The organism is Synechococcus sp. CCAP 1479/9 (assembly GCF_019038535.1).
Taxonomy (GTDB): domain Bacteria; phylum Cyanobacteriota; class Cyanobacteriia; order PCC-6307; family Cyanobiaceae; genus Cyanobium.
Genome location: NZ_JAFKRK010000041.1, coordinates 40,599 through 54,035 on the forward strand (window position 1 = coordinate 40,599; position 13,437 = coordinate 54,035).

The following is a 13,437-nucleotide window of genomic DNA, read 5'->3' on the forward strand; positions in this document are numbered from 1 at the left end:
AACTTATGGAGCCAACGATGGAGGTCTCTGCGATCCTCCCATCGAATCAGCTAGCCATACACTTTCAACCCATCGTCTCCCTCAAGCAAACCTCCGTGGTGGGCCTGGAGGCCCTCGCGCGCCCGGCGCTCATGGGTGTCGGACAGAAGTTCGCCAAGGCCCGCAAGGCTGGGAAGCTGCTGGAGCTGGATCGCCGCTGCCGCATCCGGGCCATGGAGGCCTACCGGGATCTCAACTTGCCCCGGTCCCTACGCCCCTTTCTGTTTCTCAACTTTGAAACGTCATTGATCGACGAGGGAGTGGAAGGCTCGGGAGCCTTGCTCGAGGCCACCGAGGCCGCGGGTCTGGAACCCAGCGACATCGTGATCGAGCTCAACGAAACCAAGGTTCAGGACACGATGACCCTGAAACGCTTCGTGGAGCGCCATCGCGAATTGGGTTTCCTGATCGCCATTGACGACTTGGGATCCGGCCACAGCAACCTGCCACGCATCGCCGAATTGCGGCCCCACATCATCAAGCTCGACCGCAGTCTCATCGCCGGAGTCGACCGCGACTTTTTCAAGCAGGAAATGATGAAGTCGCTGATCTTACTTGGGAAAACCATCGGCACTCTGGTGCTGGCTGAAGGGGTGGAAACCCAGGCAGAACTGGACACCTGCGCCGCCCTCGGAGCAGAGTTCTTCCAGGGCTATCACTTTGCGCGCCCCAAGCCAGCGGCCAACCTGCACCTGGCGGCCCTGCACCCCGTGCTGATGGAAGCCGCCCGCCGGCAACGGGTCAAAGCCGTGGCCGCCATCCAGGCCCGCCAGATGGAGGGCCTCGATCTGACCAATCTGGCCCGCACAGGGTGTGAAGTCCTACGTCACATCCCTGCCCAAATGTTCGACGGCGCCCTTGCCAACTGGGTAGGCACCAACACCATGATCGAAGCGGCCTACGTGCTCGATGGCGACGGACTGCAGATCAGCAACACGCACCTGGGCCAGGGTCTCCCCCCGTCGAGGAACCGCCTGTTCACACCCGCCACGCGGGGCACCGACCACGCCAACAAGGAGTATTTCTTCAGCCTGATTGACACGGGTCTCCATGAGCACATCACCGACACCTACATCAGCCTGGCCACCGGCCAGCGCTGCCGCACCGTGGCCACGAAGTTGGAGCACGCCAGCGGCGCTTCCTTCGTGCTCTGTATTGATCAGTGCCTCAAACCCTGATCTGATCGCCAGACAACCACCAGTCCACGGTCCTGCTGATTCAACGGTCGACTCCAGAGCGCGAGGCCGTGATCGAGCCGTAGCGGGCCAGTCCCTTGTAGGGGCAGCGCAGGCAGATCCCGGCGTGCGCCGCAAGGGGGTTGAAGGCCTGCTGGTGGCGGCCTGTGCGTTGGGTGGTGTCATCCAACAGCCCACTCCCGCGGGCTCTCTCAAAGTTGATGACTCCAGGCTGGCCTGATGGTGCACCAACAGCGGCGGGTCATCCGCCCTAATCGATCTGCTTGTCGAACAGCGGCCCCAGCGGCACCACATCCAGCTGACCCTGCTCCGCCACCTGCAGTCCGGGTGGGGTGGGCTGCTCCGGCCCGTACAACTCCACCGGCGGGGCATCAGGCCCGAGTGGCAGTGGGTTCTGCCGGTAGCGATGACGTGACATGGAGAAAGCGCATCAAGTCGGCCCCCAGCATGGGGCAACCAAGGGGCTTCAATCTTGTTAGCCAGACTCGGTTTGCTGTGCGTACCCAACGCCCAAGCCGCGGCGGCGAACGCTTCGTGTTCGGCTCGGGATCCAGAGCGGATCAACCAAAGGGTCATGCACAGCTGCTTGCATCCCTCAGCATCATCAAGCCGTTGGGGTACGTCGCCAGGCAACCCTGTCGCTAGCCGCCCCCCATGCCCTTCCGCTTCCGCCGCAGCGCCCGCCTCGGCCCCCTGCGGCTCAATTTCGGCAAGAGCGGCCTCAGCTCCATCTCCCTGGGGGGCCGCGGGGCGTCTTTCAACATCCCGGTCGCCCGCGCCGGTGGCCCCCGCACCACCGTGGGGCTGCCGGGCACCGGGCTGAGCTGGAGCGTGGAGCACGGCGCCGGGGCGCCCTCGGCATCGCCGGCGGGTTTGCCCAACAGCCGCCGTTTCCGGCCCGGCCAGCTTGAGGCCTTCCGGCAGGGGTGCCTGGGGGTGCTGCAGGAGCAGCTGTTCGCCCCCGGTTCCGGTGGCCAGCGGCTCTGGGAGCACAACATGATCACCCGGCTGCTGGCTGAGCCCTCCATCGGCAGCCGCACCAAGGGGCTGCTGGCCGTGATCGAAACGCCGGAGGCGATGCAGGCCTACCTGCTGCGTGCCCAGAGCCAGGACGACGTGAAGCGCCGGTCCCATCGCTGCGTGGAGGCGGTGCAGGAGGCGCTGCGGCTGGTGAGCGCCCGGGGCTGGCTCAGGGACCAGGCCGGCTGATCGATTACCCCCCCAGCACCCCCCGCACAAACCCATCACCCCACGCCGCCGCCGCCGCCCAGTTCTCCGCCTCGCTGAGCCCCGAACTCCGGGTGGGCTTGAAGCTGTGGTCCCCACTGGGGATCCAGAGCACCTGCACCGCCGGCGAGAGGCTGTAGGTCTCCACCTCCTCGCGGCGGCCGAACGTGTCCCGTTCCCCCTGCAGGATCAAGGTGGGCGTGCGCAGGGCGGCCAGGTGCTGGGTGCGCAGCTGCAGCGGCTTGCCGGGCGGATGGAAGGGATAGCCCAGGCACAGGCAGCCCCGCACCCCATCGCTGGCGGCCAGTTCATCCACCAGCAGGCTGGCCACCCGTCCGCCCATCGACTTGCCGCCGATGAACAGCGGCCGCTGCGGGCTTTCGCCCGTCTCCAGCCGCACCTGCTGGCGGAACGCTTCCTGCAGCACCGGCATCCGCTCGGGCCCCTGGCGGCGGCCCGTCTCGCGCATCCGCGCCATGTAGCCGAACTCGAAGCGCACCACCCGCCAGCCCGCCGCGGCCAGTCCGCCGGCGATCGCCGCCATGAACGGGCTGTCCATCGGCGCCCCGGCCCCGTGGGCCAGCAGCACGGTGGCCGGGGCGTGGTCGGGGCCGTCGATCAGGCGGGTGTCGGAGCTGGTGCCCATACAGTCAGACCATGACACGCCGGATCGGCCACTCGCTGCGTCGCGCTGAACAGCTTGGGGCCGTGGGGGCCATCCTGCTGCTGGCGGCCGGATCGGCATGGGCCGACGGGCGCGGACCAAGCCCGGTGCTCCGCCTCGACGGGATCGGCCCGTTGCGTCTCGGCATGAGCCGAGCCGAAGCCGCTGCCACCGGCTGGCTCTCTGATCCGGGCCCCGGTTGTGAGCTCGGCGGGCCGCCGCTGCCTGTCGTCTACAGGCTCAAAGGGCCCAAGGCGCCGGCAGGCATCGTCGGCACGGCCCAGTTCGAACGGGGCACGTTGCGGGTCTTCGCGTTCTCAGCCGGAGTGCGGACGACGTTCGGCGTCGCGATTCCCGGCGGCACCGTGAACGATCTGCTCAAGCGCGCCCGCGCCGCCGGCCTCTCCGCCACCTCGGTCTACGACGAGACCTTCGCCGGGCGGTTCGTCACGGTGAATCGGCGCGGCAAGCAGGTGCTCGGGGCGTTTGCCGAAAAGAGCGCGATCGCCACGCTTGCGGTGCCCTACGTGCCGGTCTGCGAATAGGGGTCCGCGAGCCTCCCAGGCACCAGAATCCACTGGCCTGCCTTCCAACCATGGGCGCGATCCTGCTCACCGTTCTGACCGTGCTGCTGGGCTACGGCCTGGGCAAGGGCGTCCCCCGGCTGGTGCAGGGCTCGGGCCGCCTGGCGCGCCGCTCGCGCTTCAGCCAGCTGGCCTTCGGCTGCCTGCTGCTGGTCCCCTGGCTGGTGGGCATCGCCCTGGTGGTGCAGATCCCCTTGAACCTCGGGCTGCTGCTGCCGGCGATCGGCTATGCGGCCGGCATGGCCTGGGGGCGCCGCAAGGTGGGGCTGTAGACGACTCCGTCGGGGCCGTCCCTCACCGCGGCAACTGCGATTCCAGCTCCCGCAGCCGCCCTTCGAGGGCCTCGATCCGCTCCAGGTAGGTAAGCGCCAGGGCCATCCCGGAGACGTTGAGGCCGAAGTCGTCACGCAGGCGGGCGGCGCGGCGGGCCAGGCGCACCGTGTGGACGTGGAAGGTCCACACCGGCGCGTGCTGGGCGCAGCGGAACACCCCGAACTGCACCAGTTCGATCACCTCCTCGTGGCCCAGGCCCGAGGCGGCCAGCAACTCCTCGAGGGCCACGGTGCACCCCTCGTCGTCGTCGGGAATCAGCAGATCGTCAGCCATCGGTGGGTCCTTCGAGGTGGTGGCGGGGGTGGAAGGCGGAGGCTTCGGCGAGGTCGCGGTACAGCGCCTGCTCTCGTTCGCCGATCTTTTCGGGCAGCACGATCTGGATCACACCGTAGAGATCGCCCGCCCCATCGCGCCGGTGGGGCAGGCCCTTGCCGGCCAGGCGCAGCTTCTGGCCGCTGCGCATCCCCGGTTTGAGGCTCACCGCCACCGGGCCGTCGAGGCTGGGCACGCTGATCTCGGCCCCCAGGGCCGCCTCCCAGGGGGCGATCGGCAGCTCCAGGTAGAGGTCGTGGCCCACGGCCCGGAAGCGGGGATGGGGCGCCAGCCGCACCTCCAGGTAGAGATCGCCGGGGGCACCGCCGGCGACGCCGTCGCCCCCCTTGCCCGGCACCCGCAGCCGCTCCCCTTCCACCACGCCGCGGGGCACCCGGATCCGGCCGCTGCGGCTCTGCTTCTGGACCCGGCCATCGGCCCCCAGCACCGGAACGCTGAGCGAGAACGACACCTCGGTGCCTTGGGCGGCCTGCTCCAGGGTGAGCTCGGTGGCCACCTCCACGTCCTGGCCGCGGATCGGGAAGTCCGCCCCCTGACGCCGGGGCCCGCCGGTGCCGCCGGTGCCGCCAGCGAAGCCACCGAAGCCGCCACCACCGAAGCCCATCCGCTCGAACAGATCGGCCAGGTCCATCTCCTGCTGGCTGCCGCCGCGCGAGAAGCGGCTGTCCCATTCCGGTGAGGGGTTGAAGTCCTCGCCGGGGCGGTGGCGGCCGAGGTCGTCGTAGGCCTGGCGCTTCTCCGGATCGGAGAGGGTCTGGTAGGCCTCGCTGATCTCCTTGAACCGCTCCTCGGCGCCCTCCTCCTTGGCCACATCGGGGTGGTACTGGCGCGCCAGTTTCCGGTAGGCCTTCTTGATCTCCTCGGCGCTGGCGTCGCGCTCCACCCCCAGGCTGGCGTAGTAGTCCTTGAACTTCATCGGCACCCCTGGATTGGCAAAGACGTGCGCTGCAGGGGCCGGCGGCTCGCTGCCAGGCCCTCGGCAACGCTAGGCGGTGCGCCCGGATCCTCCCCTTACAGTTCGCCACGCCGGGGAGCGACCCGCTTGAAGCCGCTGCCGTTACCGGAACCCCTGCAGCGCGCCTCGTTCGGGCTGCCCGATCTGGCCGTGCTGCTCGGGGTGTTCACCCTGCTGGGCCTGGTGGCCCACCTGGGGGCCGGGGCCATGGTCAGCTTCCAGCCACCGGATGTCAGCCCGACCATCTCCCTCGATCCGCGCAACCTGCCCGAGTACGCCGGCCGCTCGACCCTGCGCATGTTCATTGCCCTGGGCTGCTCCACCGTCTTTTCCCTGATCTACGGCTCGATCGCGGCCCACAACCGCCGTGCGGAACGCCTGCTGGTGCCCCTGCTCGACGTCCTCCAGTCGGTGCCGGTGCTGGGCTTCCTCTCGATCACCGTGACCGGCTTCATCGCCCTGTTCCCCGGCAGCCTGCTCGGTCTGGAGGCGGCGTCGATCTTCGCGATCTTCACCAGCCAGGTCTGGAACATGACCTTCTCCTTCTACCAATCCCTGCGGACGGTGCCGAAGGAGCTGATCGAAGCCACCACCCTCTACAAGCTGTCGCGCTGGCAACGCTTCACCCGGCTCGAGGTGCCCTCGGCGGCGATTCCGCTGCTCTGGAACGCCATGATGAGCTTTGGCGGGGGCTGGTTCTTCGTGGCCGCCAGCGAAGCGATCAGCGTCCTCAACCAGGACTACACCCTCCCCGGCATCGGCTCCTACGTGGCGGCGGCCGTGGCGGCCCAGGATCTGGCGGCCCTGGGTTGGGCCATCGCCACGATGGTGGTGGTGATCCTGCTCGTCGACCAGCTGTTCTGGCGACCCCTGGTGGCCTGGTCCGACCGGTTCCGCCTGGAGCAGAGCAGCTCCGGCGACGCCCCCCAGTCGTGGGTGTTCGACCTGCTCACCACGGCCCGGATCCCCAGCCTGCTGGCCCAGGCCCTGTCGCCGGCCTTCGAAGCCCTCGATCGGTTGATGTCCCGTCTGCTGGGCACCGTGGGCGATGACGCCGCCGAGCCGGAGACGCCAGGGGGCGATCGGCTCTACAACCTGGCCCTGCTGCTGGCCATCGGCGCGCTGCTCACCTGGCTGGTGCACTTCGTGCTCGTCACCGTCGGGATCAGGGAGGTGGCCACGGCCTTCCATCTGGGGCTGCACACCCTCGCCCGCGTCACGGTGCTGCTGCTGCTGGCGACCCTGATCTGGACGCCGATCGGGGTGGCGATCGGCTTCAACCCGCGCCTGGCCCGCCTGCTGCAGCCGCTGGTGCAGCTGCTGGCCTCGTTCCCGGCCAACTTCATCTTCCCCTTCGCCACCGTCCTCTTCATCCGCTCCCACGTGAGCATCGACTGGGGCTCGATCCTGCTGATGGCCCTCGGGGCCCAGTGGTACATCCTGTTCAACTCGATCGCCGGCGCCCAGACCATTCCCTCCGACCTGCGGGAAATGGCCGACGACGTGGACCTGCGCGGCCTGCAGCGCTGGCGGAAGCTGATCATCCCCGGCATCTTCTCGGCCTGGGTCACCGGTGGGGTGACCGCCAGCGGCGGGGCCTGGAACGCCAGCATCGTTTCCGAGGTGGTGAGCTGGGGCGGCACCACCCTCACGGCCAACGGCCTGGGGGCCTACATCGCCCAGGCCACCGGCGCCGGCGACTGGCCCCGGATCGCCCTTGGGATCGGGATGATGAGCGTGTTCGTCGTCGGCCTCAACCGCCTGCTGTGGCGTCCGCTCTACGACCTGGCGGAGAGGAGGTACCAGCTGTGAGCTCCCCATGTCCCTGATCAGCGTCGACAACGTCTCGAAGCGCTTCCCCCTGCCCGACGGCAAGGGGGAATTCACGGTGCTCGATGGGGTCAGCCTCACGGTGCGCGCCGGTGAGGTGGTGGCGTTGCTGGGGCGCAGCGGCAGCGGCAAGAGCACCCTGCTGCGGATCATGTCGGGCCTGATCCGGCCCAGCCAGGGTGCCGTCTGCAGCAACGGTGTGCCGCTGCGGGGGGCGAACCCCAACCTGGCGATGGTGTTCCAGAGCTTCGCGCTGCTGCCCTGGCTCACCGTGCAGGACAACGTGGAACTGGGGCTGGCCGCCCGCCATGTCGCCCGCAGCGAGCGCCGCGAGCGCGCCCTCAAGGCCATCGACATCGTCGGCCTCGATGGCTTTGAGAGTGCCTATCCCAAGGAGCTCTCCGGGGGCATGAAGCAGCGGGTGGGATTTGCCCGCGCCTTCGTGCTGGAGCCCGAAGTGCTGTTCATGGACGAACCCTTCAGCGCCCTCGATGTGCTCACCGCCGAGAACCTGCGCGGCGAGATCGACGACCTCTGGAACGCCGGCACCTTCCCCTCCAAAAGCATCCTGATCGTCACCCACAACATCGAGGAGGCGGTCTACCTCGCCGATCGGGTGGTGATCCTCGGCTCCAAGCCGGGCCGGATCCGCGGTGAACTGCCGATCAACCTGCCCCGCCCCCATGACCGCAGCCACCCCCGCTTCAAGGTGCTGGTGGATTACATCTATGCGGCCATGACCAACCCGGACATCGAGGTCAGCGCCGAGATCGGTGCCGGCCGGAGCGCCGCGTCGGCGCCGCAGGCCACCGTCTCCCCCTTCGCCCGGCCCCTGCCCCATGTGCGGGTCGGGGGCATCAGCGGCCTGCTCGAGCTGATCGTCGAGAAGGGGGAGGAGATCGACGACATTCCCGTGCTCGCCGAGCGTCTCCAGCTGGCGGTGGATGATCTGCTGCCGCTGCTGGATGCGGCCGTGATGCTCGGCTTCGCCCAGGTGGCCAATGGCGATGTCCGTCTCACCCCGGTCGGGCGGGACTTCGCCACCACCACCATCCTGCGCAGCAAGGACCTGTTCCGCCAGCAGGCCATGGCCCGCATCCCGGTGCTGAACGCCATCGTGCTCACCCTCAGGGAGAAGGCCAACGGCGCCATGCGCTCCGATTTCTTCCTGGGGATCTGGGACGACTACTTTCCGATCGAGGAGGCGGAGCGCCAGCTCGCCACGGCGGTGGACTGGGGCCGCTACGGCGAGCTGTTCGAGTACGACGCCGGCGAGGGACGCTTCCAGCTCCCATGCTGATCGCCCTGGCGCTGGTGGCCTTTCTCTATGCCTCGGTGGGCCATGCCGGGGCTTCCGGCTACATCGCCGTGCTGGCCCTGGCGGGTGTGCCGGCGCCCGAGATCCGCGCCATCGCCCTGGTGCTGAACGTGCTCGTGGCCAGCGTCGGCACGCTGCAGTTCATCGCCGCCGGCCACTTCCGCCGTGATGTCTTCGTGCCCCTGGCCCTGGCGTCGGTGCCCGCGGCCCTGGTCGGCGGGGCCATCACCCTGCCGGCCGTTCTGCTGCGCCAACTGATCGGGGCAGTGTTGCTGTTTTCCGCCTGGCGACTGGTCGGCCAGCCGCCCGCCGATCCCGGGGCGATGCGGCTGCCCCGCCGCCGGGTCGTGGCCCTCACCGGCGCAACCCTGGGGCTGCTGGCGGGCCTCACCGGCACCGGCGGCGGCATCTTCCTGACGCCCTGGATGATCCTGCGCTCCTGGCTGCTGCCGAAGCAGGCGGCGGCGGTGTCGGTGGCCTTCATCCTGGTGAACTCGATCGCCGGCCTGGCCGGCCTGGTGCTGCGCCAGGGCGTCGCCGCCCTGCCGGATCCTGGGGCTTTGGCGCCGCTGGCGGGGGTGGTGCTGGTCGGCGGCACGCTGGGGGCCTACGGCGGCAGCCGTCGCTTCCCGTCCCACTGGATCCGACGGCTGCTGGCGGTGGTGCTGGTGATCGCCGCCTGGAAACTGCTGGCCGCCGGCGCCTAGAGAGGGCCGTTCAGCCGATCACCCGGGCCGGGAAGCGGCGGCGCAGCCACAGCGACACGTAGACCAGCGCCACCAGCACCGGCACCTCGATCAGCGGGCCGATCACCCCCGCCAGGGCCTGGCGGGAGCTGACCCCCCAGACGCTGATGCTGACGGCGATGGCCAGCTCGAAGTTGTTGCCGGCGGCGGTGAACGCCAGGGTGGCCGTCTTCGGATAGCTGAGCCCGTTGCGGCGGCCCACCGCGAATGCCACGCTCCACATGATCGCGAAGTAGAGCAGCAGGGGCACGGCCACGGCGGCCACCGTGAGCGGATCGGAGGTGATCGCCTGGCCCTGCAGGGCGAACATCACCACGATCGTGAACAGCAGGCCGTAGAGCGCGAACGGGCTGATGAACGGGATGAAGCGCTGCTCGTACCAGCGGGGTCCCTTGAGCCGCAGGCCGATGCGGCGGCTGAGGTAGCCCGCGGCCAGCGGCAGCCCCAGGAACACCAGCACCGCAGCGGCGATCTCCACCATCGAGAAGGCCACGTCCTGGGTGGCCAGCCCCAGCCAGCCGGGCAGGATCTTCAGGTAGAAGCCGCCCAGCAGGGCATAGGCCAGCACCTGAATGATCGCGTTGATCGCCACCAGCAGGGCGGCCGCCTCCCGGTCGCCCCGGGCCAGATCGATCCAGATCAGCACCATGGCGATGCAGGGGGCCAGGCCGATCAGGATCAGGCCGGTGCGGAACTCCGGCTGGCCGGGCAGGAACAGCCAGGCCAGGGCGAACATCAGCGCCGGCCCCAGGCCCCAGACCAGCAGCAGCGACAGCCGCAGCAGCCGCCGATCCTGCGCCGCCTGGCCCAGGTCCTCGTAGTGCACCTTGGCCAGCACCGGGTACATCATCAACAGCAGCCCCAGGGCGATCGGCAGGGAGGTGTTGCCGAGGCGCACGGCATCGAGCCAGCCCTGGATGGCCGGGAACCAGCGGCCCAGCAGCAGGCCGCCGGCCATGGCCAGCAGGATCCAGAGGGGCAGGTAGCGGTCGAGCAGCGACAACCGGGCCAGCACGGCCCTGTCCTCGTCCATGCGATGGCCCGGCTGATTGGATCAACGCTAGTTGATTAATCGGTTGAGCTTGGCTCCGCCACCCGCCTCAGCCGCAGCACCGCATCGGCGACGGGGTGCAGCGAGACGTTCTCCACCGATCGCGCCTGGCTGGCCCCGAACGGGTTGTCCAGATCCGTGATCAGCAGCAGCAGCTTGATCAACAGCAGCGAGATCACCCCGATGAAGAACAGGGATTCGGCGAAGGGCTCGATCCGGGAGAGCACCAGCCCGACGGTGAGCACCCCGGTGCCGATGTAGGCGACTCCATAGACGGAGGGGACGAACGTGGTGGAGCGGATCACGTCGATGCGCTGCACGCCGCGGCGGATGTGGGCCAGCTCCAGCAGCAGGCGCGCCTGCAGCGGGGCTGGATTCCAGACGCCCAGCCGTTCGATCGACAGCTGCAGCGTGTCCAGCCGCTCCAGCAGCAGCAGGGCCGGCCCGGCCTCCCGCATCCAGGTCAGCAGCGATTCGCTGAAGTCCGCCAGCAGGGCCAGGGTTCCCTGCACCTCGGCCTCCGGCTGCCGCAGCCCCAGGCCCTGCACCTCGAGGGCGAGGCATTCCAGGGCGGCGGCCAGTTCACCGGGCAGTTTCTCCCCTTCCTTGTAATCCGTCAGCACCCCATTCAGCAGGAAGCCGAGCAGGAACACCTCCGACGCCACCAGGGCTGAGAACAGCGGATTGGGGGTGAGCACCTCCCAGTGCTCCTGGTGCACCACCACCCGGCAGGCCTCGATGGCCAGCAGCACCAGGCCCACCCGGCCAAAGAACCAGAGGCGCCGCAGCAGGGGCCTGCGGTCCGGCTTGGTGGCCGGATCCCTGGAGCTCGCGGTCATCACGGCAAACCGAACCGTTGCCAGTCTCGGCGGCGATACCGGCCTGGATCAGTCCTTGATCTTGGCCACCTCATCCCGGGCCCGCTTCAGCACATCGCCGCTGAGGGGGACGAAGCCCAGTTCGGCCGCCTGCTTCTGGCGCTCCTCCTCCAGGGCCCAGAGCAGGAAGGTGCGCACGGCCTCCGCCTTCTGCTCTCCCTGTCCGCTCTGGTAGGCCAGGATCCAGGTGAAGGCCACGATCGGGTAGCTCTCCGCCCCCTCGGGGTTGCAGTCCTCGCCAGCCAGGCGCTCATCGAGCTTGATGTTGTTGAGGGCCGCCGCTCCGGAGCTGGCATCCGGCAGAACGAACTTTCCGGCCTTGTTCTGCAGCGCCGCCGGCTTCACCGTGCCCCGCAGGTACGCCTGGTTGACGTAACCAATCGTTCCGGCGGTGTTCTGGATCACGCCGGCCACGCCCTCATTGCCCCGGCCGGCCAGACCCACGGGCCACTGCACCGCCTTGCCGACGCCCACCTTCTTCTTCCATTCCTCCGAGAAGCAGGCCAGCGCATTGGTGAAGTTGAAGGTGGTGCCGGAGCCATCGGAGCGGTGCACCACCGTCAGGGGCCGGTCGGGACAGCCCAGGGCGCTCCAGTTGGTGATCTTGCCCAGGAAGATGTCAGCCAGCTGGGCCTGGGTCAGCTTGAGACCGGGGCAGTCGGGATTGTTGTAAGCCGGGCTGATCGTGCCCCCCAGCATGGGGATCTGCACGGCGCCGCGCTTGCCGGCCGAGCCGGCCTTGAAGTCCTCGTCGCTGAGCGACTCGTCGGTGGCGCCGAAATCCACCGAGCCGGCCAGGAAGGAGCGCACCCCCTGCCCGGACCCGACCGACTGGTAGTTGACCAGGTGGCCCTTGGCGGTTTTGTAGTCGGCGGCCCAGCGCTGGTAGGCCGGCGCCGGGAAGGAGGCCCCGGCCCCGTTCAGCGAGGGCAGACCGCCGCCGCCGGAGCCGCAGGCGCTGAGGCCGAGCGCCAGGACGCCGAGCCCCCCCGGGAGGACGGCGCGACGCAGGCGTGCGAGGGTCCGCTGGTGGGGAAGGGGCACGGGGCTGGCGACGTGGTGTTCCATACATTTACTGCTTACTGGGACGGTGAGCCGGCCCCCTCCGGTGTCTCGTCCGGGGCCTCCTCCTCCGCTGCGCGCGGCAGCGGCGGTACGGGCGGCGGCGGCAGCACCTCCAGCTCGGGGGGGTTGGGTGGGGTGTCCGGGCCGATCAGATCCACCGCCGTGCGTTGCATCACCAGCCGGAAGCGCAGCGGTGCCTGGCTTTTGTTGATGAACTCCTGAACGGCGGCCACCTGAGCGGCCGTGGGCAGGTCCGGATCGGTCACCCGCACCCGGGCCCGGATCAGCGGTGGGTTCTGCTGCCAGTCGATGCTGAGACCCACCATGTCGATGGCGGGATCGCCGCCGAGGGTGATCGTGCTGCTGCGCAGCCGTTGCTCGATGGCGGCCTCCAGCTGCTGGGCCTTGTTCTCCTGGCGGGTCTGGTTCACCAGGCGGAAGAAGCTGCTGCCCAGGGGAAGCACCAGCAGGGCGGTGAGCGCCACGCTGGTGAGGCCCAGGCGGCTGTGGAACAGCCGGCGCCGGTACACCTTCTCGAGGGTCCCGAGGGACGCCATCGCCCCCACCATGATCCCGAGCAGGTTGGTGGCGAACAGCAGCAGCGCGCCGTAGGCCTGCATCCAGTCGGAGGAGGCCAGCAGGATCCCCACCACGCACATGGGCGGCACCAGGGCCACGGCGATGGCCAGGCCGGCCAGGGCCGAGATGGCGTCCTTGCGCAGCTTGGCGTACATCGCCACCGCCCCGGCCACCAGGGCCACCCCCAGATCCAGCAGGTTGGGGCTGGTGCGGTTCATCACCTCGCTGCCGAAGCTCGGGAAGGCCACCAGGTGGCTCACGGCCATCGCCAGCAGCACGCAGATCACCACCCCCAGCAGCAGGGTGCGCAGGGCCCGCAGGAACATCGGCAGCCGCCCCCGCAGGATCTCGAAGGCCATCGCCTGCAGCGGCATGATCCAGGGGGCCACCACCATGGCGCCGATCACCACCCCGGGGCTGTTGGCCAGCAGGCCGAGGGTGGCGATCAGGGTGGCCCCCACGGTGAGCACCACGAACACCTGGCTGAAGCTGGCTTCGTGCTCGAATTCCTGCTGCAGCGCGGCCAGCCGGTCGTCGGCCGCTGGGGCGGGGGGGGAGGTCATGGCCGTAGCGGGCTGTCGCAGCGCACCCCATCCTGATGGCCCGCCGAGATACGTTCCACAGGCACGCCCACCTGCT

At 69.2% G+C, this 13,437-nt stretch carries 15 protein-coding genes; 7 read left to right on the plus strand and 8 right to left on the minus strand.

The window, feature by feature from the left end:
- The first annotated feature begins 17 nt into the window (after positions 1-17).
- Complete coding sequence (locus KUG38_RS14930) at positions 18-1,217, plus strand: EAL domain-containing protein (protein WP_216923007.1); 1,200 nt, start codon at positions 18-20, stop codon at positions 1,215-1,217.
- Between the two features lie 40 nt (positions 1,218-1,257).
- On the opposite strand, the gene KUG38_RS14935 is transcribed toward KUG38_RS14930, so the two are convergent.
- Entirely contained in the window at positions 1,258-1,404 is a 147-nt protein-coding gene (locus tag KUG38_RS14935; RefSeq protein ID WP_216923009.1) for a hypothetical protein, read from the minus strand.
- A gap of 485 nt (positions 1,405-1,889) precedes the next feature.
- Here KUG38_RS14935 and KUG38_RS14940 point away from each other — a divergent pair, with 485 nt between their 5' ends.
- Positions 1,890-2,444: a DUF4236 domain-containing protein gene (locus tag KUG38_RS14940; RefSeq protein ID WP_216923011.1), complete on the plus strand. Its 555-nt coding sequence runs from the start codon at positions 1,890-1,892 to the stop codon at positions 2,442-2,444.
- A 4-nt stretch (positions 2,445-2,448) separates the two neighbouring features.
- On the opposite strand, the gene KUG38_RS14945 is transcribed toward KUG38_RS14940, so the two are convergent.
- Complete coding sequence (locus tag KUG38_RS14945) at positions 2,449-3,108, minus strand: alpha/beta family hydrolase (RefSeq protein ID WP_216923013.1); 660 nt, start codon at positions 3,106-3,108, stop codon at positions 2,449-2,451.
- Positions 3,109-3,119: 11 nt separating this feature from the next.
- Here KUG38_RS14945 and KUG38_RS14950 point away from each other — a divergent pair, with 11 nt between their 5' ends.
- Both KUG38_RS14950 and KUG38_RS14955 read left to right on the plus strand, forming a co-directional pair.
- Complete coding sequence (locus KUG38_RS14950; RefSeq protein ID WP_216923015.1) at positions 3,120-3,671, plus strand: hypothetical protein; 552 nt, start codon at positions 3,120-3,122, stop codon at positions 3,669-3,671.
- 50 nt (positions 3,672-3,721) lie between these two features.
- Positions 3,722-3,982, plus strand: coding sequence for a hypothetical protein (locus KUG38_RS14955; protein WP_216923017.1), 261 nt, complete (start codon positions 3,722-3,724; stop codon positions 3,980-3,982).
- A gap of 22 nt (positions 3,983-4,004) precedes the next feature.
- Here KUG38_RS14955 and KUG38_RS14960 read toward each other — a convergent pair whose 3' ends face one another.
- Positions 4,005-4,316: a chaperone modulator CbpM gene (locus KUG38_RS14960; RefSeq protein WP_190611575.1), complete on the minus strand. Its 312-nt coding sequence runs from the start codon at positions 4,314-4,316 to the stop codon at positions 4,005-4,007.
- Positions 4,309-5,292 carry a DnaJ C-terminal domain-containing protein gene (locus KUG38_RS14965; protein ID WP_216923019.1) on the minus strand — a complete coding sequence of 328 codons (984 nt, stop codon included), beginning with the start codon at positions 5,290-5,292 and terminating at the stop codon, positions 4,309-4,311. Before KUG38_RS14965 ends, KUG38_RS14960 begins: the two co-directional genes overlap by 8 nt.
- 126 nt (positions 5,293-5,418) lie before the next feature.
- Here KUG38_RS14965 and KUG38_RS14970 point away from each other — a divergent pair, with 126 nt between their 5' ends.
- From KUG38_RS14970 to KUG38_RS14980, 3 genes are read left to right on the plus strand one after another with little or no spacing between them, the layout of a single operon-like run.
- On the plus strand, positions 5,419-7,143 hold the full coding sequence (locus KUG38_RS14970) for an ABC transporter permease (protein ID WP_216923021.1): 1,725 nt from the start codon (positions 5,419-5,421) through the stop codon (positions 7,141-7,143).
- A gap of 7 nt (positions 7,144-7,150) precedes the next feature.
- Entirely contained in the window at positions 7,151-8,461 is a 1,311-nt protein-coding gene (locus tag KUG38_RS14975; RefSeq protein ID WP_216923023.1) for an ABC transporter ATP-binding protein, read from the plus strand.
- A complete protein-coding gene (locus tag KUG38_RS14980) occupies positions 8,455-9,186 on the plus strand; it encodes a sulfite exporter TauE/SafE family protein (RefSeq protein WP_216923025.1) in 732 nt (243 codons plus the stop codon). Before KUG38_RS14975 ends, KUG38_RS14980 begins: the two co-directional genes overlap by 7 nt.
- A gap of 10 nt (positions 9,187-9,196) precedes the next feature.
- Here KUG38_RS14980 and arsB read toward each other — a convergent pair whose 3' ends face one another.
- Genes arsB through KUG38_RS15000 form a run of 4 tightly spaced genes read right to left on the minus strand, consistent with a single transcriptional unit; the run spans position 9,197 to position 13,361 of the window.
- Positions 9,197-10,258 carry an ACR3 family arsenite efflux transporter gene (gene arsB / locus KUG38_RS14985; RefSeq protein WP_286196093.1) on the minus strand — a complete coding sequence of 354 codons (1,062 nt, stop codon included), beginning with the start codon at positions 10,256-10,258 and terminating at the stop codon, positions 9,197-9,199.
- Between the two features lie 35 nt (positions 10,259-10,293).
- Complete coding sequence (locus KUG38_RS14990) at positions 10,294-11,115, minus strand: hypothetical protein (protein ID WP_216923027.1); 822 nt, start codon at positions 11,113-11,115, stop codon at positions 10,294-10,296.
- A gap of 48 nt (positions 11,116-11,163) precedes the next feature.
- Complete coding sequence (gene pstS / locus KUG38_RS14995; RefSeq protein WP_286196094.1) at positions 11,164-12,222, minus strand: phosphate ABC transporter substrate-binding protein PstS; 1,059 nt, start codon at positions 12,220-12,222, stop codon at positions 11,164-11,166.
- 11 nt (positions 12,223-12,233) lie between these two features.
- A complete protein-coding gene (locus tag KUG38_RS15000; protein WP_216923029.1) occupies positions 12,234-13,361 on the minus strand; it encodes a DUF389 domain-containing protein in 1,128 nt (375 codons plus the stop codon).
- Between the last annotated feature and the right edge of the window lie 76 nt (positions 13,362-13,437).

Bases quoted from the DNA above. Each gene is read 5' to 3' on its own strand.
- KUG38_RS14930 (WP_216923007.1), top strand. From the start codon at position 18: ATGGAGGTCTCTGCGATCCTCCCATCGAATCAGCTAGCCATACACTTT.
- KUG38_RS14940 (WP_216923011.1), top strand. From the start codon at position 1,890: ATGCCCTTCCGCTTCCGCCGCAGCGCCCGCCTCGGCCCCCTGCGGCTC.
- KUG38_RS14945 (WP_216923013.1), bottom strand. From the start codon at position 3,108: ATGGGCACCAGCTCCGACACCCGCCTGATCGACGGCCCCGACCACGCC.
- KUG38_RS14950 (WP_216923015.1), top strand. From the start codon at position 3,120: ATGACACGCCGGATCGGCCACTCGCTGCGTCGCGCTGAACAGCTTGGG.
- KUG38_RS14955 (WP_216923017.1), top strand. From the start codon at position 3,722: ATGGGCGCGATCCTGCTCACCGTTCTGACCGTGCTGCTGGGCTACGGC.
- KUG38_RS14960 (WP_190611575.1), bottom strand. From the start codon at position 4,316: ATGGCTGACGATCTGCTGATTCCCGACGACGACGAGGGGTGCACCGTG.
- KUG38_RS14965 (WP_216923019.1), bottom strand. From the start codon at position 5,292: ATGAAGTTCAAGGACTACTACGCCAGCCTGGGGGTGGAGCGCGACGCC.
- KUG38_RS14975 (WP_216923023.1), top strand. From the start codon at position 7,151: ATGTCCCTGATCAGCGTCGACAACGTCTCGAAGCGCTTCCCCCTGCCC.
- KUG38_RS14980 (WP_216923025.1), top strand. From the start codon at position 8,455: ATGCTGATCGCCCTGGCGCTGGTGGCCTTTCTCTATGCCTCGGTGGGC.
- arsB (WP_286196093.1), bottom strand. From the start codon at position 10,258: ATGGACGAGGACAGGGCCGTGCTGGCCCGGTTGTCGCTGCTCGACCGC.
- KUG38_RS14990 (WP_216923027.1), bottom strand. From the start codon at position 11,115: ATGACCGCGAGCTCCAGGGATCCGGCCACCAAGCCGGACCGCAGGCCC.
- pstS (WP_286196094.1), bottom strand. From the start codon at position 12,222: ATGGAACACCACGTCGCCAGCCCCGTGCCCCTTCCCCACCAGCGGACC.
- KUG38_RS15000 (WP_216923029.1), bottom strand. From the start codon at position 13,361: ATGACCTCCCCCCCCGCCCCAGCGGCCGACGACCGGCTGGCCGCGCTG.